The organism is Paracoccus sp. SSJ, from assembly GCF_030234105.1.
GTDB lineage: Bacteria > Pseudomonadota > Alphaproteobacteria > Rhodobacterales > Rhodobacteraceae > Paracoccus > Paracoccus denitrificans.
Genome location: NZ_JASSPE010000039.1, coordinates 1 through 19,803 on the forward strand (window position 1 = coordinate 1; position 19,803 = coordinate 19,803).

The window sequence follows — 19,803 nt, forward strand, 5'->3', positions numbered from 1 at the left end:
CGGTGCTGTTCATCGCCGGGCCGGACCAGCAGACCATCCCGCGCCAGATGTGGAACGGCATCCGCGAGCAGATCTCGCCCGCCATCCTCGCCGTCGCCACGCTGCTGGTCATCTTCTCCATCGCGCTCCTCACAACCGTCGAGATGCTCAGAAGAAGATCCGAAAAACTCAGAGGGCTGACCCCAGGGTAAGACCGAACGCCGCCCTTCGGGGCGGCGTTTTCATGTCAGGGCAGGGCGCTGAGCCAGAACCAGACCGTCAGCATGGAAAGCGCCGTCGCCACCAGCACCGCCGAGGCCGCGACCCGCTTGGCCACCCCGTAAAGCAGGGCGAAGAGATAGGCGTTGACCCCCGGCGGCATGGCGGCCGTCACCACGGCCGAGCGCATCTCGGCGACGCTCAGTGCGAAAAGCTTGCCCAGCCCGAAGGTCACGGCCGGATGCAGGAGCAGCGAGATGCAGCAGCACATCGCGATCGCCCGCGCCTCGCCCTCGGGGCGATAGCGATAGAGCACACCGCCCAGCCCGAACAGCGCCGCCGGCAGCGCGGCGCTGGACATCATCCTGACCGCCGCCCAGAATCCCTCGGGCATGACCAGTCCGGCCTGGGTCAGCAGGTTCAGGGCAAAGCCGCCGAGGATGCCGATGACCAGCGGCGTGTGCAGCACCCCCGACAGCGCCCGCAGCGCCACCCCGCCCACCGACAGGTTCTGGCCCCGCGCGCGGGCGAATTCCATCGCGGTGATACCAAAGGTGTAAAGCAGCGGCGAATGTACCGAGATGATGGTGAAGTTGGCCAGCACCGCCTCGGGTCCATAGGCGCGCTCGGTGATCGGCACGCCCAGAAGCAGCGAGTTCGAGAACAGGCAGACGAAGCCGATGGCGATGGCGTCCTCGATGGGTCGCTTCAGCCAATAGATCGAGAGGCCGGTTCCCAGCGCAAAGGACAGAAGCGCGCCGCTGTAGAAGGCCAGCAGCAAGAGCGGGTTGTAGTTGGCGCCCAGGTCCAGCCGGGCGATGGCGCCGAACAGCAGCACCGGCAGGGCGAAGTTCTGGGCAAAGCGCATGACGCCATCGACCGCCACCTCGGTCAGCCATTTGCGCCAGCAGACCAGGTAACCGAAGCCAACCACCAGGAAGACCGGCAGGATGACATCGAAAAGAGCGGTCATATCAGCTCGATCCGCATGCCGTCATGGGCGGGCACGACATTCTCGGGCGTCTCGCGCATGACGGCGTCGTAATCCAGGTCGACATGCATGTTGGTGATCACGCCCCGCGCGCAGCCCGAACGCGCGATCCATTCCAGCGTCAGCGCCAGATGGGCATGGCTGGGATGCGGGATGCGTCGCAGCGCGTCGCAGATGAACACGTCGCAGCCCATGATCGTGCTCCAGGCTTCCTCGGGGATCGCCAGCACGTCGGGCAGGTAGACCAGGCTCTGCTCGACCCCGCCGATGCGAAAGCCGAGCGCGTTCATGTCGCCGTGGTTGACCTCGAAAGGGGCGAGTTCGATGCTGCCCCCCGCGCCCTCGATGGCGAAGGGACCGCGGATCGGCTGCATGTCGCAGATCGGCGGATAGGAAGAGCCGGGCGGCGTCTCGAAGATATAGCCGAAGCGGGTCTTCAGCGCGGCGGCGGTCGGCTGGTCGGCCCAGACCGGCATCCGGCGGCGCATGTTGAAGACGATCTGCCGCAGGTCGTCGATGCCGTGGATATGGTCGGCATGGGCATGGGTATAGGCGACTGCGTCCAGTTCGGCGACATCCGCATCCAGCAATTGCGGCACCAGGTCGGGGCCGGTGTCGATCAACAGCCGCGTCGCCCCGTCATGGCCGAAACGCTCGACCAGAAGCGAGCAGCGGCGGCGCCGGTTGCGCGGATTGGCCGGGTCGCATTCGCCCCAGCGATTACCCAGCCGCGGAACGCCGCCCGAAGAGCCGCAGCCCAGGACGGTGGCCCGGATCATGCCACGGCCTTGCGGAACAGCCGCTCGAAATTCAGCGTGGTGAGGCTTGCGAATTCGTATTCGGTCATGCCCAGCAATTCGGCGCCGACCCGGGCGGTATGGACGACATAGGCCGGCTCGTTGCGCTTGCCGCGATAGGGCGGCGGGGCGAGATAGGGCGCGTCGGTCTCGACCAGGATGCGGTCGGCGGGCGCGGCGGCAAAGATCTCGCGGATCTCGGTCGAGCGCGGGAAGGCCGCGATGCCGGACATGGACAGGTAAAAGCCCAGGTCCAGCGCCACCCGCGCCAGTTCCTGCCCGCTGGTATAGCAATGCATGACGCCGTTGAACGCGCCGGCGCGATGTTCCTCGGTCAGGATGCGGGCCATGTCCTGGTCCGCATCGCGGGAGTGGACGATCAGCGGCAGGCCGGTGCGGCGTGCGGCCTCGATATGGATGCGCAGGCTTTCAGCCTGCACGGCGGCGCTGTCGGCGGTATAGTGGTAATCGAGCCCGGTCTCGCCGATGCCGACGAAGCGCGGATGAAGCGACAGGGCCTCCAGTTCCTCGACGGTGGCCAGCGGCTCTTCGGCGGCGTGCATCGGATGGGTGCCGGCGGCATAGAAGACGCCGGCATGGGCCTCGGCGATGGCGCGCACGGCGGGCTCGTTGCGCAGCCGGGTGCAGATCGTGACCATGCGGGTGACGCCCGCCGCCCGGGCGCGCGCGACCAGTTCGGCCTGCTCGCCCTCGAAATCGGGAAAGTCCAGGTGGCAATGGCTGTCCACCAGGAGGGGAGGATCGGATTCGGACATAGGCAGGTTCCGTCAGACGGCAGGCTGGTTCGCAAGCCCGATCAGCATATCCAACACCAGCGCGGAAGGGTCAAGGTTGACCGCCCGCCCGGCGCGGGCCCGCGCCGAAAGCTGGGCCTGGGCGGCCGCCCAAAGCCGTGCCGCCGCCGGGTCGGGGGAAATGCGGCTGAGCACCTCGGCCTCGCCCTCGGCCGCCTCGGGCAGGGGGGCGCCCAGCAGGCCGCTGCGCGCGGCCCGGGTCAGGAAGCGGTCGAGCAGGGTCACGACCAGGTCGAAGGGGTCGCCCTCGGCCCCCGCGCGGCCGGCGGCCATCTCGGCGAGGGCAGCGGCGGCGCGGCGGTCCATGCGCGGATAATCGGCAAAAAGCCCGGTGATGCGCTGATAGACGGCCAGCCCGTCCTGTCCGGCGAGCCGAAGCGCCTCGCCGATCGAGCCGCCCGAGAGTGCCGAGAGCCGTGCCGCGTCGTGGTCGAGCCCAAGGTCGTGCAGCACCTGGCCCATGTCCTCGGGGCTCAGCGGATGCAGCCGCAACTCGCGGCAACGCGAACGGATGGTCGGCAAGAGCCGCGCCGGCTGATGCGCGACCAAGAGCAGGGTCGAGGCCTGCGGCGGTTCCTCCAGCAGCTTCAGCAGCGCATTGGCGGCGGCCTGGTTCATCTCGTCTGCGGCGTCGATGATGGCGACGCGATGCCCACCCCCGGCCGCGCTCATGTGGAAAAAGCCCTGAAGGCGGCGGATCTCGTCCACGGTGATCTCGGCGCGCAGGCGCAAGGACTTTTCATCGACGGGGCGGCGGACCAGGTGCAGCCGCGGTTCGGACAAGGCGCGGATGCGGCGGATGGTCGGATCGTCGGGCGGCACGGTCAGGTCGGGCGTGCCGGCGCCGCTGAGCAGCCATTTCGCGATGTTCCACGCCAGGGTGGCCTTGCCGGTGCCGCGCGGTCCCGAGATCAGCCAGGCATGGTGCAGGCGATGCGCTTGGGCGGCGGCCAGGAAGTCCGCCACCGCGGCGTCCTGACCGATGATGCGCGCCGCATCGCGTGGGTGCGGGGCACCGGGGACGCGGTCGGGTTCGGGAAGCGGCGCGTCGCTCATCTCGGATTTTCTCATGCCAGGGCCGCCAGCACGCGCGCGGCCACCTCATCCTCGCTGCCGTTGCCGTCGATCACCCGGATGCGTCCGGGGGCTTCGGCGGCCAGCGCCAGGAAGCCCTCGCGCAGCTTCTGCTGGAAACCCAGGCCCAGCGTCTCGAACCGATCCTCGACCCCGCCGCGGGCCTGGCCGCGGGCCAGCGCCACCGCCGGGTCTATATCGATGATGAAGGTGCGGTCGGGCTCGATGCCGATGGTCAGCCGGTGCAGTTCCTCGACCAACTGGCGCAGTTCGGCACGGGCCAGCCCTTGATAGACGCGGCTGGAATCGGCGAAACGATCAGTGACGACCCAGGCGCCGCGGGCCAGCGCCGGCTGGATCAGCCGCTCGACATGGTCGCGGCGGGCGGCGGTGAAAAGCAGCAATTCGGTTTCGGGTGACCAGCGCTCGCCGCAGCCCTCGACCAGCAGGCGCCGGATCTCCTCGGCGCCTACGCTGCCGCCGGGTTCGCGGGTCAGCAACGCCTCGGTGCCCCGCGCCGTCAGCGCCTGCACCAGCCGCCGCGCCTGGGTGGATTTTCCCGATCCGTCGATGCCCTCGAAGCTGATGAACATGGGGAGCGGCTTCAGTTTCGCACCGACTGGATCGCGCGTTCGCCCAGGCGGAAGGCCGCGCTTTGGATCCGGCCGAATACCCCGGTGCGGGCGACATCGCTGGCGGCAAGCAGCGGCAGGCGGGATTGCCCCGCGCCGGGGATGTCCACGATCAGTTCACCCAGTTGGTCGCCCTTGGTGATCGGGGCCTCGATCGGGCCCTTGAACACCGCCTCGGCCTTCACGCCGGATTGCGTGCCGGCGGGGATCAGAACCCGGACGCCATCCCGGGTGGTCAGGCCGACCCGGCCCTTGTCGCCCAGCCAGACCGGGGCCTGGATGACGATCTCGTCCTTGGGGATGATGGTGCGCATGGTGAACTGGCGATAGGCCCAGTTCACGATCTGCTCGGCTTCCTCGGCCCGGGCCTTTTCGCTGGAGAGGCCGGTGATGACGAAGACGATGCGCCGGTCGCTCTGCACGGCCGAGCCGACAAGCCCGTAGCCCGCCTCCTGCGTGTGGCCGGTCTTCAGCCCGTCGGCCTTCCAGTCGCCGGTTCCAAGCCGCAGCAGCGGGTTGCGGTTGCCCGCATTCGAGGGCACCCGCCCCTTGTAGTTGTATTCGGTGAGGGCGAAATTCTTGTAGAGTTCAGGGAATTCGGTGATCAGCCGGGTGGCGAGCAGGCCGAGATCGTGCATCGACATCCGGTGCTGGGGGTCCGGCCAGCCCGAGGAATTGACGAAATGCGAATTCGCCATGCCAAGCTGCCGGGCGCGTTCGTTCATCAGCCGGGCGAAGGCCTCTTCGGTCCCGGCGAGCCCTTCGGCCACGACGACGCAGGCATCGTTGCCCGAGTTGATGATGATGCCGTGGATCAGATCCTCGACAGTCGGGCGATCCGCGGGTTCCACGAACATCTTCGACCCGCCCATCTGCCAGGCCTTGGTCGAGACGGGGAAGGTCGTGTCCATCGCCACGCGGCCGTCGTGCAGCGCCTCGAACAGCATGTTCAGCGTCATGAGCTTGGACATCGAGGCGGGCGGCAGCGGCTCGTCGGCGTTCTTTTCCATCAGCACGGTGCCGGTCGCCACGTCATAGACCCAGGCCGCACGGGCGTTGGTGTCGAAGGCCCGCGCGGGCAGCGCCAGCACCATGAGCAGAGCGAAGATGCGAAACGTCAGAGCGCGCATGGATTATCCTTGACCTGTCGCCTTTGGCCCATGGTTAGCGCAGCGGGCCAGCAGTCGCAACGCTGCCCCGCGATCTGTACCGCGCAAGTGAACGCTGCGCGGCGGGAGACCTGGCAGGCGGAGGCTAGTAGCTGCGGATCAGCCCCACCAGCCGGCCCTGGATGCGGACCTTCTCCTCGGGCAGGACGCGGGTCTCATAGGCGGGGTTGGCCGCTTCCAGTGCAATCATGTTGCCCTTGCGGCGATAGCGTTTCAGCGTGGCCTCGTAGCCATCGACCAGAGCGACGACGATGTCGCCGCTCTCGGCCGCGTTCTGTTCGCGGATCACCACCACGTCGCCGTCGTTGATCCCGGCCTCGATCATCGAATCGCCGCGCACCTCCAGCGCGTAATGGCGGTCCTGGCCGGAGAGCATCGTGGTCGGCACGGCGATGTGATGCGAGATTTCCGAGATCGCCTCGATCGGGACGCCTGCGGCGATGCGGCCCATCACCGGCAGTTCGATGGCCGAGACGGAAACCTCCATCGCGCCGCGCGGCAGCGGGGCGGGGCGGTCGGGCATGGTTCCCTCGATCACGCGGGGCTGGAAGCCCGGCCCCTTGCTGAGGCTTTCGGGTAGGCGGACGATTTCCAGCGCACGGGCGCGATGCGGCAGGCGGCGGATGAACCCGCGTTCCTCAAGGGCAGTCACGAGGCGATGAATTCCCGATTTCGAGCGCAGGTCCAGCGCGAGTTTCATTTCGTCGAACGAGGGTGGCACCCCGTCGCGGGCCATTCGCGCCTGAATGAATTCAAGAAGCTGGATCTGTTTCCTGGTCAGCATGTTCTGCCCCGATCTGCTGCGGCCGCCATCATGTTCGTTGATTGTTCTAGCGCGGGCGACCCGATGCGTCAATCTTTATGACGATTCGGGTAAATTTCCGGTTAATCGTTCAGAGCAGAAGATAGCCCATGCGCTCGCCCGCCTTGCGGGCGGGATCCTGGGCGGGGCGGATCAGCAGCGCGTCGGCCTCGGCCAGAAGCCAGAGCCGGGCCGAATCCTGATCCGGGAAGGGCTCGATCACCGGCATGGTTTCGCCGGGGGAAAGCCTTGCGCGCAGATAGTGCTGCCGGTCGCCCTCGGGCGCCAGATCGCGGCCCAGCACGGCTTGCAGCGGCTCCGGTCCCGGCGGCAGGCCCTGCATGGCGCGGATCAGCGGCTGCATGAAGAGTTTCGCGCAAACCACGGCAGAAACCGGATTTCCCGGCAGGCCCAGCATGGCGGCCGCACCGATGCGCCCGGCCATCAGCGGCTTTCCCGGGCGCATGGCCAGCTTGTAGAAGGCCCGCTCCATGCCCAGATCGGCCGCGACCTTGCCGATCAGGTCGTGGTCGCCGACCGAGGCGCCGCCGATGGTCACGATCAGATCGCAGCCCTCGGCCTGGGCGAAGCGATCGCGCAGGCTTGCCTCGGTGTCGCGGGCCAGCGGCAGGACGAGGGGCTCGGCGCCCGCCTCGCGGGCCAGCGCGGCGATGGCGATGTCGTTTGAGCTGATGATCTGGCCCGGCGCCGGGTCGGTGCCCGGAGGGACCAGCTCGTCGCCGCCGGCCAGCACGGCGACGCGCGGACGGCGCGCGACCGTCACCTGCGGCACGTTCATCGCCGCGAGCAGGGCCAGGTCGGCGGGGCGCAGCGGGCGCTGTGGCTGGAATCGGGAACCTTGCGCGAAATCATTGCCCTTGGGGCGGATATTCAGGTTGTTCCCAGCCTCGGCGATGGTGATGCGGTCGCTTTCGCGCGTGACCATCTCCTGCATGACCACGCGGTCGTAGCCTGCGGGCACCGGGGCGCCGGTGAAGATGCGGATGGCGCTGCCGGGGGGCGTCCCGCCCTGATAGGGCACCCCGGCCGCTGCCGTGCCGATTACCGCCAACGGGCCGGGCAGGTCGGCCGAGCGCAGGGCATAGCCGTCCATGGCCGAGGAGTCGAAGGGTGGTTGGGTCAGCCGCGCCAGGGCGGGCGCGATCATGGCGCGGCCGAGCGCATCCGTCAGCGCGACCTGTTCCGGCTCGGGTGCGTGGGCAAGGGCCAGGACGCGGGTGCGGGCTTCTTCGACGCTGATCATCGGTTCCCCCTCAGGGTGCGGCGTGGAACGTGCCGGATTTGCCGCCGGTCTTGGACAGCAGGCGGATGCCTTCGATCCGCATGTCCTTTTGCGCGGCCTTGAGCATGTCGTAGACGGTCAGGCAGGCGGTCGAGACGGCGGTCAGCGCCTCCATCTCGACCCCGGTCTTGCCGGCGGTCCTGACCGTGGCGGTGACGCGGATGCCGGGCAGGGCGGGGTCGGCCGCCAGATCGACCGAGACTCTGGTGATCGGCAGCGGATGGCAAAGCGGGATCAGGTCCGAGGTGCGCTTGGCGCCCATGATGCCCGCCAGTCGCGCCACGCCCATCACGTCGCCCTTGGCCGCGCCGCCTTGTGCCAGCGCCAGCGTCTCGGGCGCCATGATCACCACGCCTTCGGCCACCGCCTCGCGTGCGGTCTCGGGCTTGTCCGAGACGTCCACCATATGGGCCTGGCCCTGGGCGTCGAAATGCGTCAGGCTCATGCCGCGAGGCCCAGGATGCTGCGGGTGGCGCCGGTCACGTCCTGCTGGCGCATCAGGCTTTCGCCGATCAGGAAGCGCCTGACCCCCGCCTCGGCCATGCGGTTCAGGTCGGAAGGCGTGAACAGCCCGCTCTCGCAGACCAGATCGCGCTCGGCCGGCACATGCGGCGCCAGCTCCAGCGTGGTGTCCAGGCTGACCTCGAAGGTCTTGAGATTGCGGTTGTTCACCCCGATCAGCGGCGATTTCAGCCGCAAGGCGCGGTCCAGCTCCTCGCGGTCGTGAACCTCGACCAGCGCATCCATGCCCCAATGCAGGGCCGCGTCCTCCAGCTCGGCGGCAAGCGTGTCATCGACCGAGGCCATGATGATCAGGATGCAATCGGCGCTCCAGGCGCGGGCCTCGGCCACCTGATACGGATCGTAGAGGAAATCCTTGCGCAGCGCCGGCAGGTCGCAGGCATCGCGCGCGGCGGTCAGGAATTCCGGCGCGCCCTGAAAGCTGGGGCCGTCGGTCAGCACCGAAAGGCAGGCGGCGCCACCCGCCTGATAGGCGCGGGCCAGTGCCGGCGGGTCGAAATCCGGGCGGATCAACCCTTTGGAGGGGCTGGCCTTCTTGATCTCGGCGATCAGCGCATGGCCCTGCGCGGCCTTGTCGGTCAGCGCGGCGGCAAAGCCGCGGGGGGGCGAGGCTTCGCGGGCCGCAGCCTCGATGCCGGCCAGCGGCCGGGCGGCCTTGGCGGCGGCGATTTCCTGAAGCTTGTAGGCCTTGATGCGGTCGAGAATATCCATGGCTCAGCTTTACTCCGCGGCGGCGGTTTCGGAAAGGGCCCAGTCGATCGGCGGCTCGCCCCGTGCCTTCAGCCAGTCGTTCACCCGGCCGAAGGGGCGCGAACCGAAGAAGCCGCGCCGCGCCGACAGGGGCGAGGGATGCGCGCTTTCGATCACCAGGTCCTGTGGACGCGGCAGGCCTGCCAGCGCCTTTTGCGCGTGGCTGCCCCAGAGGATGAAGGCCAGCGGGCGCTCGGCCTGCGCACGGGTGACGGCTTGGCGCGCCAGCTTTTCCCAGCCCCATTTCGCATGGGCGCCGGCCTGCCTGGGCAGCACGGAAAGCGAGGTGTTGAGCAGCAGAACCCCCTGCCGTGCCCAATGGCTCAGGTCGCCGTTCGGGGGGGCGGCACCGATATCCTCGCGCATTTCGGCATAGATGTTTCGCAGCGAGCGCGGCAGGGCGGTTTCCGGCGTGACCGAAAAGGCCAGCCCGTTGGCATGGCCGGGCGTGGGATAGGGGTCCTGGCCCAGGATCACCACCCGGACCTTTTCCGGCGGGGTCAGCTCCAGCGCGGCAAAGACGCGGCCCGGGCCGGGCAGCCAGTCGCGGTCGCGCAGCCGGGCGGCGATGGCCGGCCAGTCCTGCTGAAAGAACGGCAGATCGGCCCAGGCGTGCGGGACAGGGATGCCCTCAGCCATTGGGGTCCGCCGGCGCGCCGACCTGGGCGGCCAGCGCGGCAAGCTTGGCCCTGGCCTTGCCGCTGTCGATGGAGGCGCGGGCGATCTCGGCGCCTTCGCGCAGGTCGGCCGCCTGGCCCGCGATCAGCAGCGCGGCAGCGGCGTTCAGCACCACCGCGTCGCGATAGGCCCCCTGCGCGCCGTCCAGCAGCGCCCGCAGCGCCGCGGCGTTCTGGGCCGGATCGCCGCCCAGGATCGCCTCGAACGGATGGACGGGCAGGCCGGCATCCTCGGGCGAGATCTGGAACTCGGTGATCTCGCCGTCCTTGAGCTGTGCCACCCAGGTCGGCTCGGCGATCGAGATCTCGTCGGTGCCGTCGCCGCCATGCACCAGCCAGGCGCATTCCGAGCCCAGCTCGCGCAGCGTCTCGGCCATCGGGCGGTTCCAGACCCGGTCGAAGGTGCCGGTCAACTGCCGCTTGACCAGGCCGGGATTGGTCATCGGCCCCAGCAGGTTGAAGATGGTGCGGGTGCCCAGTTCCGCCCGCGCCGGGCCGACATGGCGCATGGCGGGATGATGCACCGGCGCCATCATGAAGCAGATGCCGGTCGTGGCCAGCGCGGCCTCCGCGATCTCGGGCGTGGACATTACGTTCAGCCCCAGATGGGTCAGCGCATCGGCCGAACCCGACTTGGAGGACAGGTTGCGGTTGCCGTGCTTGGCGACCGGCACGCCGGCGCCCGCGACCACGAAGGCCGTGGCGGTCGAGATGTTCAGCGTGCCCTTGCCGTCGCCGCCGGTGCCGACGATGTCCATCGCGCCCTCGGGGGCCTTGATGCGGTTCATCCGCGCGCGCATGGCGCGGGTGGCGGCGGCCATCTCCTCGACCGTCTCGCCGCGCACGCGCATCGCCATCAGCAGCCCGCCGATCTGGGCGGGGGTGGCCGCGCCCTCGAACAGCGCGCCGAAGGCGGCTTCGGCCTCGGTTCCGGTCAGCGGGCGGGTGGCGGCCAGGCCGATCAGCGGGCGGATGTCGGTGGTGGCGCTCATGCGGCGCGGTCCAGGTTCGAGCAGCGGCGCAGGAAGTTGCGGATCATGTCGTGGCCGTATTCCGAGGCGATGCTTTCAGGGTGGAACTGCACGCCCTCGACCGGCAGGGTCCGGTGCGCCAGCCCCATGATGGTGCCGTCCGCGGCGGTGGCGGTGACGCGCAGGCAGTCGGGCAGGCTTTCCGGCTCGACCGTCAGCGAATGATAGCGCGTCGCGGTCAGGGGCGAGGGCAGGTCGGCAAAGACCCCGGTGCCGTCATGACTGATCGCGTCGGTCTTGCCATGCACGATGCGGCTGGCGCGCACCACCTTGCCGCCGAACGCCTCGCCGATGGCCTGGTGGCCCAGGCAGACGCCGAAAAGCGGCAGGCCACGCTCGGCCGCCGCCCTGATCAGCGGCACGATGATACCGGCATGGGCGGGATCGCAGGGGCCGGGCGAGATCACGATGCCTTGCGCGCCCATCTCCAATGCCTCATCGACGCTCAGCGCATCGTTGCGGCGGACGACGACATCGGCCCCGGCCTCGCCCATGTAATGCACGAGGTTCCAGGTGAAGCTGTCGTAATTGTCGATGAGCAGGATCATGGTCTGGGCCTTCCGGCTGGGGCGCCTTGCATTGGGGGGTGAACCCTGGAAAATCTGCGGCTATAGATGGGCTAAAGCCCGGCGGTGGGTCAAGCCCGCGGGGCAAGAAAAACCGCGCGGGGCGCGTGCGGCCAGGGGGCGGGACGGTCGAGGCATGGCAAGGGGATTCGCGACAGGTCTGGTTCATGGCGCGCTGGTTTGCGGCGCGGCGCTGGTCGGGCTGTCGCTTGCGCTGCCGCAGCCGCCGCGTCCCCAGGCGCCCTCCGCCGAAGAAGGTCCGGCGGCCGAGACGCTGTCCATCCCGGCCGGATCGGAATTCGACCGCGCCAGCGACATGCAGCCCCAGGCGCCGGCATTGCTTTCCGCCGACGACCGGCGCCCGGCCGAAACGCCTATGGTGCAGCGCCCGGCCGACGAATCCGCGCCCGTGCAGGCCGATCCGGTCGGCCTGCGCCCCGAGGCCCCCGCCGATGGTCCGGCAGCGCCCGAGATCGCCTTGCCCGAGCCCGACCCGGTCGATCTGCCCGATCCCGCGACCGAGGCGCCGATCCCGGTGCCGCCGCCCGGCAAGGTGGTGGTGCCGGCGCTGGACCGCGCGCCCGAACGTGCCCCGTCCGCCCCCGACCTGCCGCCGCAGCCAGCCATCGCTATGCCCGAGACAGGGGCGGCAACCGAGGAGACCGCCAGCCCGGCTGTCACGTCCGAGCCTGCGCCGCAAGTCGAAGCCCTGCCCGAGACCGCCGTGCCAGCGGAAGCCCCGGCGATTGGCTCGGGGCAGGGCAGGGACGCGACCCCGCAGCCTGCCGCGGATTCGGCCCCCGACCTCTCCATGCCGCCCGATTTCGGCGCATTGCGCCTCAACGACTGAGACCCGTTCATGCTGCCGCTCAATCCCGCCCTTGCCGCGACCTTCCGCCCGCCGGTGATGGAGGCGCGGCGTTGGCTCGCCGGACTGTCCTTCCCGCCCGAGCGCCCGCTGATCAATCTCAGCCAGGCCGCGCCGGTCGAGCCGCCGCCCGAACCCCTGCGCCGCGCCATGGCCGAGGCGGCGCTGGAACGGCCCGACGCGCATCTCTACGGCCCCGTCCTTGGCCGCCCCGAACTGCGCGAGGCCGTGGCCGGCGAATGGTCGCGCGCCTATGCCGGCGCCATCCGCCCCGAAGAGGTCGCGATCACCCAGGGCTGCAACCAGGCATTCTGCGCCGCGATCCAGACGCTGGCCGCCGCGGGGGACGAGGTGATCCTGCCGACGCCCTGGTATTTCAATCACAAGATGTGGCTCGACATGCAGGGCATCCGCGCCGTGCCCCTGCGTTGCGGCCCGGACATGGTGCCGGACCCGGCCGAGGCCGAAAGGCTGATCACCGCCCGCACCAGCGCCATCGTGCTGGTCAGTCCGAACAACCCCTCAGGGGCGGAATATCCGGGCGAAACCTTGCGCGGCTTTTTCGACCTGGCGCGGTCGCGCGGGCTGGCGCTGATCCTGGACGAGACCTATCGCGACTTCGATGCGCGCGAGGGTGCGCCGCACGACCTGTTCGCCGATCCCGACTGGGGCGATGTGCTGATCCATCTCTACAGCTTCTCGAAAGCCTATCGCCTGACCGGGCATCGCGTGGGCGCGGTTATCGCCAGTCCGGCCCGCATGGTCGAGATCGAGAAGTTCCTCGATACCGTCGCGATCTGTGCCGGCCAGATCGGCCAGATCGGCGCGGCCTGGGGCATGGCGAACCTGCGCGACTGGCTGGCGGGCGAGCGGGCCGAGATCCTTGCCCGCCGGGCGGCCATGGCCGAGGGCATGGCGGCGCTGCCGGGCTGGCGCGTCAAGGGCTGCGGTGCCTATTTCGCCTGGGCCGAGCACCCGTTCGACATGCCCTCGTCCGAACTGGCGCAGCGCCTGCTGCGCGAGGCGGGGGTGCTGCTGCTGCCCGGCACCATGTTCATGCCCGAGGGCGACGCCGAGGGCGCGCGCCATGTCCGCATCGCCTTTGCCAATGCCGACCGGGACGGCATCGCCGCGCTGATGCGCCGGCTGGAGGCGTTCCGGCCCTGACCGGCCGACCGGATTGTGAACCGCGGGAGGGGCGGTGCGGCCTCGCGGCCCTTGCCGCCGGGCCTTCGGCACCCTAAAGACTTGCGCTGGCTGACAAGAACAATTTGGCGGGGCACGGCGACAAGATGCGGGGCAAGGGCAAATCGACCATCGTCTGGTTGCTGATGGGCATGCTGGTTCTGGGGCTTGGCGGCTTCGGCGTCACCAACTTCTCGGGCGGCACGGCGGATATCGGCAGCGTGGGCGGTGTCGAGATCTCGGCCCAGGACTATGCCCGCACCCTGCGCGCCGAGATGCAGGAGTTTTCCGCCCGCACCGGCCGGCAGATCAGCGCCGCCGAAGCCAAGACCATCGGCGTCGACCAGGCGGCGCTGGCGCGGCTTTACACCGCCGCCGCGCTCGAGGCCGAGGCGAACCGGCTGGGCGTCTCGGTCGGCGACCAGGCGGTGGCCGGACAGATCACCGGCATCGCCGCCTTTCGCGGGCTGAACGGCCAGTTCGACCGCGCCATCTATGCCGACGCGCTGCGCCGCGAGGGCATGCGCGAGGCCGAGTTCGAGCATGACCTGCGCATGGACATGGCCCGGCTGATCCTGCAGGACGCGGCGCTGGCCGGGGTCAGCGCGCCCCAGCCGGTGGTGGCGCAGACCCAGGGCTGGCTGCTGGAGACCCGCGACATCCATTGGCGCGAACTGAGCGCCGAAGACCTGCCCACGCCGGTCGCCACCCCGGACGAGACGACGCTGCAAGCCTGGCACAAGGCCAATGCCGACCGTTTCACTGCGCCCGAGATCCGCCAGATCACCTATGTCTGGCTGACCCCCGAGATGCTGGAGGGCGAGGTCGAGGTCGATGAGCAGGCGCTGCGCGATCTCTATCAGGACCGGATCGAGGAATTCCAGCAGCCCGAGCGCCGCATGGTCGAGCGCCTGGTCTTTCCGACCATGGCCGCCGCCGAGGAGGCCAAGGCGCGCATCGACAGCGGCGAGGTCACCTTCGAGCAACTCGCCGCCGAGCGCGGGCTGAGCCTGGCCGACATTGACCTGGGCGAGGTCGCCCGGGCCGATCTGGGCTCCGCCGGCGAGGCAGTCTTTGCGCTGGAGGAGCCCGGCGTCGCCGGCCCGGCCAGTTCCGACCTGGGGCCGGCGCTGTTCTCGATGAATGCGATCCTTGAGCCTCTGGACATTCCCTTCGAGCAGGCCCGGGACGACCTGCGGCTCGAGGCCGCGGTCGATCGCGCCCGCCGCCAGATCGAGGAACGCGCGGGCGAATTCGCCGACCTGCTGGCCGGCGGCGCCGCCCTGGAGGACATGGCGCAGGACACGCCGATGAAACTGGGCCGGATCGACTGGAGCCAGGGCGCCGAGGCCGATCCGAACGGCATCGACGCCTATCCCGAATTCCGCGAGCGCGCGGCGCAGCTGACCGAAAAGGACTTTCCCGAGCTGTTCGAGACCGAGGATGGCGGCGTCTTCGCGATGCGGCTGGACAAGATTGAGCCGCCGGCGCTGATCCCCTTCGAGGACGTGCGCGACCGCGTGGCGGAAGACTGGTCGCGCAACGAGGGACATCGCCTGCTGCTTGCTCTGGCCGAGGAATTGCGCGTGCAGGCCGAGGCGGCCGCCGAGCCCGAGATCGAGCCGGCCCCGGCGGCGGCGACCGCGCCGGCCTCCCAGGCCCTCGGCGCGGCCGCGACCGGCGCTGCAAACGCGACCGCCGGCAACGCGCCGGCAACGGCCCGGCCCGCCCCCGATCCGGGCACGCCCGCCACCAACCTGCACCGGGGCGGCTTCATCAACGGCGTGCCGCAGGATGTGGTGGGCCAGGCATTCGAGATCGCCGAGGAAGGCGCGACCGAGGTGGTCGATGCCGAGAACCGGGTCTTCCTGATCACCCTGGACAAGATCCATCCCGCCGATACCGCGGGCGACGAGGCCGCGCAGATCCGCGACGGCATCTCGGCCCGGCTGGCGGATTCGCTGCGCCAGGACGTTTTCGACTATTTCGCACGCGCCCTTCAGGTGCAGGGCGGCGTGACGCTGAACCAGACCGCCGTGGATGCGGTGAACGCACAGGTTCAGTAATGGACATCACCCCCGATTTCGCCGAATTCGAACGCGGCTGGGCCAAGGGGCGCAACCAGCTTCTGACCATCCGGCTGGCGGCCGATCTGGACACGCCGGTCAGCCTGATGCTGAAGCTGGCCGAGGCGGCGCCGAATTCCTTCATGCTGGAAAGCGTCACCGGCGGCGAGATCCGCGGCCGCTATTCCTTCATCGGCATGAAGCCCGACCTGATCTGGGAATGCCGCGGCGACAGGGCGCGCATCAACCGCAACGCCCGCTATTCGGACGAATTCGCGGGTGACGACCGCCCGGCATTGGACAGCCTGCGCGCGCTGATCGCGGAAAGCCGCATCGACATGCCCGACGGCGTGCCGGCGGGTGCCGCCGGCCTTTTCGGCTATCTCGGCTATGACATGATCCGGCTGGTCGAGCGGCTGCCCGACGTGAACCCCGATCCGCTGGGGCTGCCGGATGCGATGATGATGCGGCCCTCGGTCGTCGCCGTGCTGGACGGCGTCAAGGGCGAGGTGGCTCTCTGCGCGCCCGCCTGGCATGATGCGGACACGCCGGCCCGCGCCGCCTATGCCCAGGCCGCCGAGCGGGTGATGGAGGCGTTGCGTGCGCTGGACCGCCAGCCCAGCGAGCCGCGCGCCCTGGGCCACGACCTGAAGATCGGCGAGCTGCGCTCGAACTTCTCGAAACCGGCCTATCTGGCGGCGGTCGAGAAGGCCAAGGACTATATCCGCGCCGGCGACATCTTCCAGGTTGTGCCCTCGCAACGCTGGGCGATGGATTTTCCGCTGCCGCCCTTCGCGCTTTACCGCGCGCTGCGGCGCACCAACCCCTCGCCCTTCATGTTCTTCCTGAACTTCGGCGGCTTCCAGATCGTCGGCGCCTCGCCCGAGATCCTGGTGCGGCTGCGCGAAGGCGAGGTGACGATCCGTCCGATCGCCGGCACCCGCCCGCGCGGCGCCACGCCCGAGGAGGACCGTGCGCTGGAGGCCGACCTGCTGGCCGACCAGAAGGAGCTGGCCGAGCACCTGATGCTGCTGGACCTGGGCCGCAACGACGTCGGCCGGGTGGCGCGCATCGGCACGGTCCACCCGACCGAACAGTTCACCATCGAGCGCTACAGCCATGTGATGCATATCGTCTCGAACGTGGTGGGCGAGCTCAACGAAGGCGAGGATGCGCTGTCGGCGCTGCTGGCAGGGATGCCGGCGGGCACGGTCTCGGGTGCGCCCAAGGTCCGCGCGATGGAGATCATCGACGAACTGGAGCCGGAAAAGCGCGGCGTCTATGCCGGCGGTGTCGGCTATTTCGCCGCGAATGGCGAGATGGACATGTGCATCGCCCTGCGCACCGGGGTGATCAAGGACGGCGCGCTCTATATCCAGGCCGGCGGCGGCGTGGTCTATGACAGCGATCCCGAGGCCGAATTCATGGAAACGGTGAACAAGAGCCGCGCGCTGCGCCGCGCAGCCGAAGAAGCGGCGCGATTCGTGCGGGGGAACGGCTAGGCGGCGGGCCTGGCCATTGGCCGGGCAGGGTGGACGGTCGCTGCGGCTGCAAGGAACCTTTGGCAAGGGCGGAGGTCGCCCGGACATCGCCGGCGCCTTGCTCCGTTTCCGAAAGCCGATGGCGGCCGCATGCCATGACCGATTCGACCACATGCATCCGTATCGCCGATCAAGAAGATCTTGACTGGCTGGTCGAACAACACGGTGCGGTCTATTCGGCCGAGTTCGGCTTCGACAGCGGGTTCAGGGACGCCATAGCCGGGAAACTCGCGGCATTCGTCAGGAACAGGACCGATTTCAGCCGGATCTGGATCGGAGAGGTCGACCGGGGCCCGGTGGCGACGATCGCAATTTCCGAGCGTCCTGGCAATTCGGCGTTCCTGAACTTTGTGCTGGTTCTGCCCGCTTGCCGCGGCAAGGGCATTGCTCGTGCGATGATGGAAACGGCGCTCAGGCACGCCCGCAATCATGGCATGGCCGAACTGCGCCTGGAAACCTATAGCTGCCTTGAGGATGCAAGAAGGCTCTATTCGCGGCTCGGGTTTCGCCTGACCGAGGTAACGCCCGGAATCTCGCTTTATGGCCAGACATTTGACCGCGAGTTCTGGACCCTCAAGCTCTGAAACCCGTTGGCAGGGAGGGGCGATGGGCCGCCCACGTTCTCCCGTCCTGCCGTCCTGACCAGACCTCCGGCAAACCCGCCTTACTCCGCCACCCGCACCGCCGCGCTTTCCGGCCAATGCGCAAAGGGCAGCACGCGCCCGTTACGGCGGCTTTCGGCGACCCGGTCCAGGTCGACCTCGGCCTTGACCCAGCCGGGGACGTCCATCAGCCCTTCGGCCAGAACGCCGCTTTCCGGCCATAGCCCGTCCGGGGGTGCATAGATCGCCGCCGCGCCGCGATTCTCGTCGATGGCCGGGCACCATGCCGCATCGCCCACCGTCGGCGCCTGCACGACGACGCACTGGCTCTCCAGCGCCCGGGCCATGGCGCCGATGCGGACCCGGTTGAACCCCGCCACCGTGTCGGTGCAGGAGGGGGCCAGGACGATCTCGACGCCCGCCTCGGCCAGCACCCGGCCGAGCAGCGGAAACTCGCTGTCATAGCAGATCAGCACGCCCAGGCGCCCAAGGGCGGTGTCGAAGACCCGCAGGCCGGGCGCGCCGATCACGTCCCAGTCCTCGCGCTCGAACCGGGTCATGACCTGTTTGTCCTGATGGCCGATCCGCCCCTCGGGTCCGAACAGCACCGCGCGGTTGACCGGGCGCGGCCCGTCGAAATGCGGTCCCGAGGCGGCAAGGATATGCAGCCCGTGCCGTGCCGCCAGATCGGCATGCAGCGCATCGCGCGCCGCCTCGTGCCGGGCGACCTCGTGCAGCGATGCCTCCAGATCGCCCGCGACTGCGCGCCCGCCCAGCGAGGCCAGCTCCATCGCGCCATATTCGGGAAAGACCAGCAGGTCGCAATCGGCGGCTTCCTCGACCCAGGCGGTGATCTTGGCGCGATAGGCGTCCAGATCCGCCAGCCAGTCGAAGGGATAGGCCGCAGCGGCGAGTTTCACGATCCGGCTCACAGGGTTTTCATCCAGAATTGCAGTGGCTTGCGGGTTGTTTCGGCCTCGCCCATGTCCTTCCAGTCGAAGCTGGCGATCACGCCGGGCAGGGGCGCATAGCCGCGCTTGCGCCAGAATCCGTCCAGCGGGCGATAGCCTGCGGGCCGCAGCGGGTGGTCCGAGGGGCGGATCACGCTGCAAAAGGCGCCGTAGCGGCGGCCAAGCGCGCGGCCCTGCGCCTCGCGCCCGTCGAAGAAGGCGTGGCCCAGCCCCTGGCCGCGATACTCGGGCAAGAGCACCGATTCGGCGCAATAGAAGATCTGGTCCAGCCGCTCGGGCCGGTTGGCGAAGGCGGCGGCGAAATCGCCCGCGTGATCCTCCATCGGTGCGCCGGTCGCGGCACCGATCATGCGGCTGCCGTCCCAGGCCGCGACCACCACCGCACCGGGGGATTGATAGGCCCGCAGATAGTCGCGCTCGTAATCCAGGTCGCCGTCATAGAGATAGGGCCAGTCGCGGAATACCGCGATGCGCAGCCGCGCCAGATCGTCCAGCACGGCCGCCACGGCATCCCCGGTCAGGCAGGCGGTGCGGATCACGCCGAGACCTGCCGCATCCATTCGGCAAGGTTGTAATAGGTCGTCACCCGCGCGATCTTGCCGTCCCGGATGGCGAAAAAGGCGCCGGCGGGCAGGACGTAGGTCTGGCCCCTGGCTTCGGGCAGGCCCTCGTCGTTCGCCAGATAGGTGCCATTGACCACGAATTCCGCCGCCGCCCGGTCGCCCGCCTCGTTGGCGAAGATCACCATGTCGGTCAGGTTTTCGTGATAGCTGCGGGTCATGTGGGCGTTGAACTCGGCGAATGCCGCCTTGCCGCGCCGGACGCCACCCTCGTTGACATGATGCTCGACCTCGTCATGCAGGTAGCCCAGCATCTCGTCGGTGCGACCGGCATTGAAGGCGTCGTAATAGGCGGCGATCAGGGCCTTGGTATCCATCGAAAACTCCTTGGTTTCGCCTCGTCTAGCGCGGCCGGCCGCCCCCGTCACGTCGGTCTTTTTGGTGATGGGTGTGGCTGTTTGTGCCCCTTGGTTCTCATTCGTCCTGCGTGTCTGGGGGGACCCTGAGGATTTCCTCGTGCATTCTGATGGCCTCCTCGAGGTCGGTGCACAGGGTGAGGCGGCCGTGGTGCAGGACGGCGCCCATGGTGCACATCCTGCGGATCATCGGCATGGAATGGCTGACCACGATGGCGGAGGAGCGGGCCATGCGCTCGGCAAAGACGCGCTGCGACTTGGCGCGGA

21 protein-coding genes and 2 pseudogenes are annotated in these 19,803 nt (G+C 69.1%); 6 read left to right on the forward strand and 17 right to left on the reverse strand.

The window, feature by feature from the left end; genetic code table 11:
* Window positions 1–191 (forward strand): annotated as a pseudogene (locus QPR87_RS22615) (ABC transporter permease); the annotation flags it as partial.
* A 35-nt stretch (window positions 192–226) separates the two neighbouring features.
* Here QPR87_RS22615 and QPR87_RS22620 read toward each other — a convergent pair.
* The 13 genes from QPR87_RS22620 to QPR87_RS22680 form a co-directional block, all read right to left on the reverse strand.
* On the reverse strand, window positions 227–1,171 hold the full coding sequence (locus QPR87_RS22620) for an AEC family transporter (RefSeq protein WP_011748435.1): 945 nt from the start codon (window positions 1,169–1,171) through the stop codon (window positions 227–229).
* Window positions 1,168–1,968 (reverse strand): MBL fold metallo-hydrolase, encoded by an 801-nt coding sequence (locus tag QPR87_RS22625; protein WP_104494321.1) that lies wholly within the window; start codon window positions 1,966–1,968, stop codon window positions 1,168–1,170. The genes QPR87_RS22620 and QPR87_RS22625 overlap by 4 nt, the downstream gene beginning before the upstream one ends.
* Entirely contained in the window at window positions 1,965–2,762 is a 798-nt protein-coding gene (locus QPR87_RS22630; protein ID WP_230999290.1) for a TatD family hydrolase, read from the reverse strand. The genes QPR87_RS22625 and QPR87_RS22630 overlap by 4 nt, the downstream gene beginning before the upstream one ends.
* Before the next feature lie 12 nt (window positions 2,763–2,774).
* On the reverse strand, window positions 2,775–3,857 hold the full coding sequence (locus QPR87_RS22635; RefSeq protein WP_199766765.1) for a DNA polymerase III subunit delta': 1,083 nt from the start codon (window positions 3,855–3,857) through the stop codon (window positions 2,775–2,777).
* An 11-nt stretch (window positions 3,858–3,868) separates the two neighbouring features.
* Window positions 3,869–4,468 carry a dTMP kinase gene (tmk, locus tag QPR87_RS22640; RefSeq protein ID WP_285051456.1) on the reverse strand — a complete coding sequence of 200 codons (600 nt, stop codon included), beginning with the start codon at window positions 4,466–4,468 and terminating at the stop codon, window positions 3,869–3,871.
* A gap of 11 nt (window positions 4,469–4,479) precedes the next feature.
* Window positions 4,480–5,637 (reverse strand): D-alanyl-D-alanine carboxypeptidase family protein, encoded by a 1,158-nt coding sequence (locus QPR87_RS22645; RefSeq protein WP_285051457.1) that lies wholly within the window; start codon window positions 5,635–5,637, stop codon window positions 4,480–4,482.
* 124 nt (window positions 5,638–5,761) lie between these two features.
* Window positions 5,762–6,460: a transcriptional repressor LexA gene (lexA, locus tag QPR87_RS22650; RefSeq protein ID WP_285051458.1), complete on the reverse strand. Its 699-nt coding sequence runs from the start codon at window positions 6,458–6,460 to the stop codon at window positions 5,762–5,764.
* Window positions 6,461–6,569: 109 nt separating this feature from the next.
* A complete protein-coding gene (locus QPR87_RS22655) occupies window positions 6,570–7,742 on the reverse strand; it encodes a molybdopterin molybdotransferase MoeA (protein ID WP_011748428.1) in 1,173 nt (390 codons plus the stop codon).
* A 10-nt stretch (window positions 7,743–7,752) separates the two neighbouring features.
* Window positions 7,753–8,226: a cyclic pyranopterin monophosphate synthase MoaC gene (moaC, locus tag QPR87_RS22660; protein ID WP_285051459.1), complete on the reverse strand. Its 474-nt coding sequence runs from the start codon at window positions 8,224–8,226 to the stop codon at window positions 7,753–7,755.
* Entirely contained in the window at window positions 8,223–9,014 is a 792-nt protein-coding gene (gene trpC / locus QPR87_RS22665) for an indole-3-glycerol phosphate synthase TrpC (protein WP_285051460.1), read from the reverse strand. Before trpC ends, moaC begins: the two co-directional genes overlap by 4 nt.
* A 9-nt stretch (window positions 9,015–9,023) precedes the next feature.
* Window positions 9,024–9,692, reverse strand: a complete 669-nt coding sequence (locus QPR87_RS22670) for a uracil-DNA glycosylase (RefSeq protein WP_285051461.1) — start codon at window positions 9,690–9,692, stop codon at window positions 9,024–9,026.
* Window positions 9,685–10,722, reverse strand: a complete 1,038-nt coding sequence (gene trpD, locus QPR87_RS22675; protein ID WP_285051462.1) for an anthranilate phosphoribosyltransferase — start codon at window positions 10,720–10,722, stop codon at window positions 9,685–9,687. Before trpD ends, QPR87_RS22670 begins: the two co-directional genes overlap by 8 nt.
* Window positions 10,719–11,309: an anthranilate synthase component II gene (locus QPR87_RS22680; protein ID WP_285051463.1), complete on the reverse strand. Its 591-nt coding sequence runs from the start codon at window positions 11,307–11,309 to the stop codon at window positions 10,719–10,721. Before QPR87_RS22680 ends, trpD begins: the two co-directional genes overlap by 4 nt.
* A 154-nt stretch (window positions 11,310–11,463) precedes the next feature.
* Here QPR87_RS22680 and QPR87_RS22685 point away from each other — a divergent pair, with 154 nt between their 5' ends.
* The 5 genes from QPR87_RS22685 (at window position 11,464) to QPR87_RS22705 (ending at window position 17,571) form a co-directional block, all read left to right on the forward strand.
* Window positions 11,464–12,177, forward strand: coding sequence for a hypothetical protein (locus QPR87_RS22685; RefSeq protein ID WP_285051464.1), 714 nt, complete (start codon window positions 11,464–11,466; stop codon window positions 12,175–12,177).
* Between the two features lie 9 nt (window positions 12,178–12,186).
* Window positions 12,187–13,362 carry an aminotransferase gene (locus QPR87_RS22690; protein WP_285051465.1) on the forward strand — a complete coding sequence of 392 codons (1,176 nt, stop codon included), beginning with the start codon at window positions 12,187–12,189 and terminating at the stop codon, window positions 13,360–13,362.
* A 125-nt stretch (window positions 13,363–13,487) separates the two neighbouring features.
* On the forward strand, window positions 13,488–15,446 hold the full coding sequence (locus QPR87_RS22695) for a peptidylprolyl isomerase (protein WP_285051466.1): 1,959 nt from the start codon (window positions 13,488–13,490) through the stop codon (window positions 15,444–15,446).
* Window positions 15,446–16,948: an anthranilate synthase component I gene (gene trpE / locus QPR87_RS22700; protein WP_011748419.1), complete on the forward strand. Its 1,503-nt coding sequence runs from the start codon at window positions 15,446–15,448 to the stop codon at window positions 16,946–16,948. Before QPR87_RS22695 ends, trpE begins: the two co-directional genes overlap by 1 nt.
* Before the next feature lie 134 nt (window positions 16,949–17,082).
* Window positions 17,083–17,571, forward strand: a complete 489-nt coding sequence (locus QPR87_RS22705) for a GNAT family N-acetyltransferase (protein ID WP_285051467.1) — start codon at window positions 17,083–17,085, stop codon at window positions 17,569–17,571.
* An 80-nt stretch (window positions 17,572–17,651) separates the two neighbouring features.
* Here the strand turns inward: QPR87_RS22705 and QPR87_RS22710 are convergent, their stop codons facing one another.
* From QPR87_RS22710 to QPR87_RS22725, 4 genes and pseudogenes are all read right to left on the reverse strand, one after another.
* Complete coding sequence (locus tag QPR87_RS22710) at window positions 17,652–18,509, reverse strand: carbon-nitrogen hydrolase family protein (protein ID WP_285051469.1); 858 nt, start codon at window positions 18,507–18,509, stop codon at window positions 17,652–17,654.
* A gap of 8 nt (window positions 18,510–18,517) precedes the next feature.
* A complete protein-coding gene (locus tag QPR87_RS22715) occupies window positions 18,518–19,099 on the reverse strand; it encodes a GNAT family N-acetyltransferase (protein WP_104494323.1) in 582 nt (193 codons plus the stop codon).
* Entirely contained in the window at window positions 19,096–19,497 is a 402-nt protein-coding gene (locus QPR87_RS22720; protein WP_011748415.1) for a ketosteroid isomerase-related protein, read from the reverse strand. The genes QPR87_RS22715 and QPR87_RS22720 overlap by 4 nt, the downstream gene beginning before the upstream one ends.
* A 97-nt stretch (window positions 19,498–19,594) precedes the next feature.
* Window positions 19,595–19,803: pseudogene (locus QPR87_RS22725) on the reverse strand (ABC transporter ATP-binding protein); the annotation flags it as partial.

Excerpts from the sequence above, each read along its gene's own strand:
- QPR87_RS22620 (WP_011748435.1), bottom strand. The coding sequence starts at position 1,171 with ATGACCGCTCTTTTCGATGTCATCCTGCCGGTCTTCCTGGTGGTTGGC.
- QPR87_RS22625 (WP_104494321.1), bottom strand. The coding sequence starts at position 1,968 with ATGATCCGGGCCACCGTCCTGGGCTGCGGCTCTTCGGGCGGCGTTCCG.
- QPR87_RS22630 (WP_230999290.1), bottom strand. The coding sequence starts at position 2,762 with ATGTCCGAATCCGATCCTCCCCTCCTGGTGGACAGCCATTGCCACCTG.
- QPR87_RS22635 (WP_199766765.1), bottom strand. The coding sequence starts at position 3,857 with ATGAGCGACGCGCCGCTTCCCGAACCCGACCGCGTCCCCGGTGCCCCG.
- tmk (WP_285051456.1), bottom strand. The coding sequence starts at position 4,468 with ATGTTCATCAGCTTCGAGGGCATCGACGGATCGGGAAAATCCACCCAG.
- QPR87_RS22645 (WP_285051457.1), bottom strand. The coding sequence starts at position 5,637 with ATGCGCGCTCTGACGTTTCGCATCTTCGCTCTGCTCATGGTGCTGGCG.
- lexA (WP_285051458.1), bottom strand. The coding sequence starts at position 6,460 with ATGCTGACCAGGAAACAGATCCAGCTTCTTGAATTCATTCAGGCGCGA.
- QPR87_RS22655 (WP_011748428.1), bottom strand. The coding sequence starts at position 7,742 with ATGATCAGCGTCGAAGAAGCCCGCACCCGCGTCCTGGCCCTTGCCCAC.
- moaC (WP_285051459.1), bottom strand. The coding sequence starts at position 8,226 with ATGAGCCTGACGCATTTCGACGCCCAGGGCCAGGCCCATATGGTGGAC.
- trpC (WP_285051460.1), bottom strand. The coding sequence starts at position 9,014 with ATGGATATTCTCGACCGCATCAAGGCCTACAAGCTTCAGGAAATCGCC.
- QPR87_RS22670 (WP_285051461.1), bottom strand. The coding sequence starts at position 9,692 with ATGGCTGAGGGCATCCCTGTCCCGCACGCCTGGGCCGATCTGCCGTTC.
- trpD (WP_285051462.1), bottom strand. The coding sequence starts at position 10,722 with ATGAGCGCCACCACCGACATCCGCCCGCTGATCGGCCTGGCCGCCACC.
- QPR87_RS22680 (WP_285051463.1), bottom strand. The coding sequence starts at position 11,309 with ATGATCCTGCTCATCGACAATTACGACAGCTTCACCTGGAACCTCGTG.
- QPR87_RS22685 (WP_285051464.1), top strand. The coding sequence starts at position 11,464 with ATGGCAAGGGGATTCGCGACAGGTCTGGTTCATGGCGCGCTGGTTTGC.
- QPR87_RS22690 (WP_285051465.1), top strand. The coding sequence starts at position 12,187 with ATGCTGCCGCTCAATCCCGCCCTTGCCGCGACCTTCCGCCCGCCGGTG.
- QPR87_RS22695 (WP_285051466.1), top strand. The coding sequence starts at position 13,488 with ATGCGGGGCAAGGGCAAATCGACCATCGTCTGGTTGCTGATGGGCATG.
- trpE (WP_011748419.1), top strand. The coding sequence starts at position 15,446 with ATGGACATCACCCCCGATTTCGCCGAATTCGAACGCGGCTGGGCCAAG.
- QPR87_RS22705 (WP_285051467.1), top strand. The coding sequence starts at position 17,083 with ATGACCGATTCGACCACATGCATCCGTATCGCCGATCAAGAAGATCTT.
- QPR87_RS22720 (WP_011748415.1), bottom strand. The coding sequence starts at position 19,497 with ATGGATACCAAGGCCCTGATCGCCGCCTATTACGACGCCTTCAATGCC.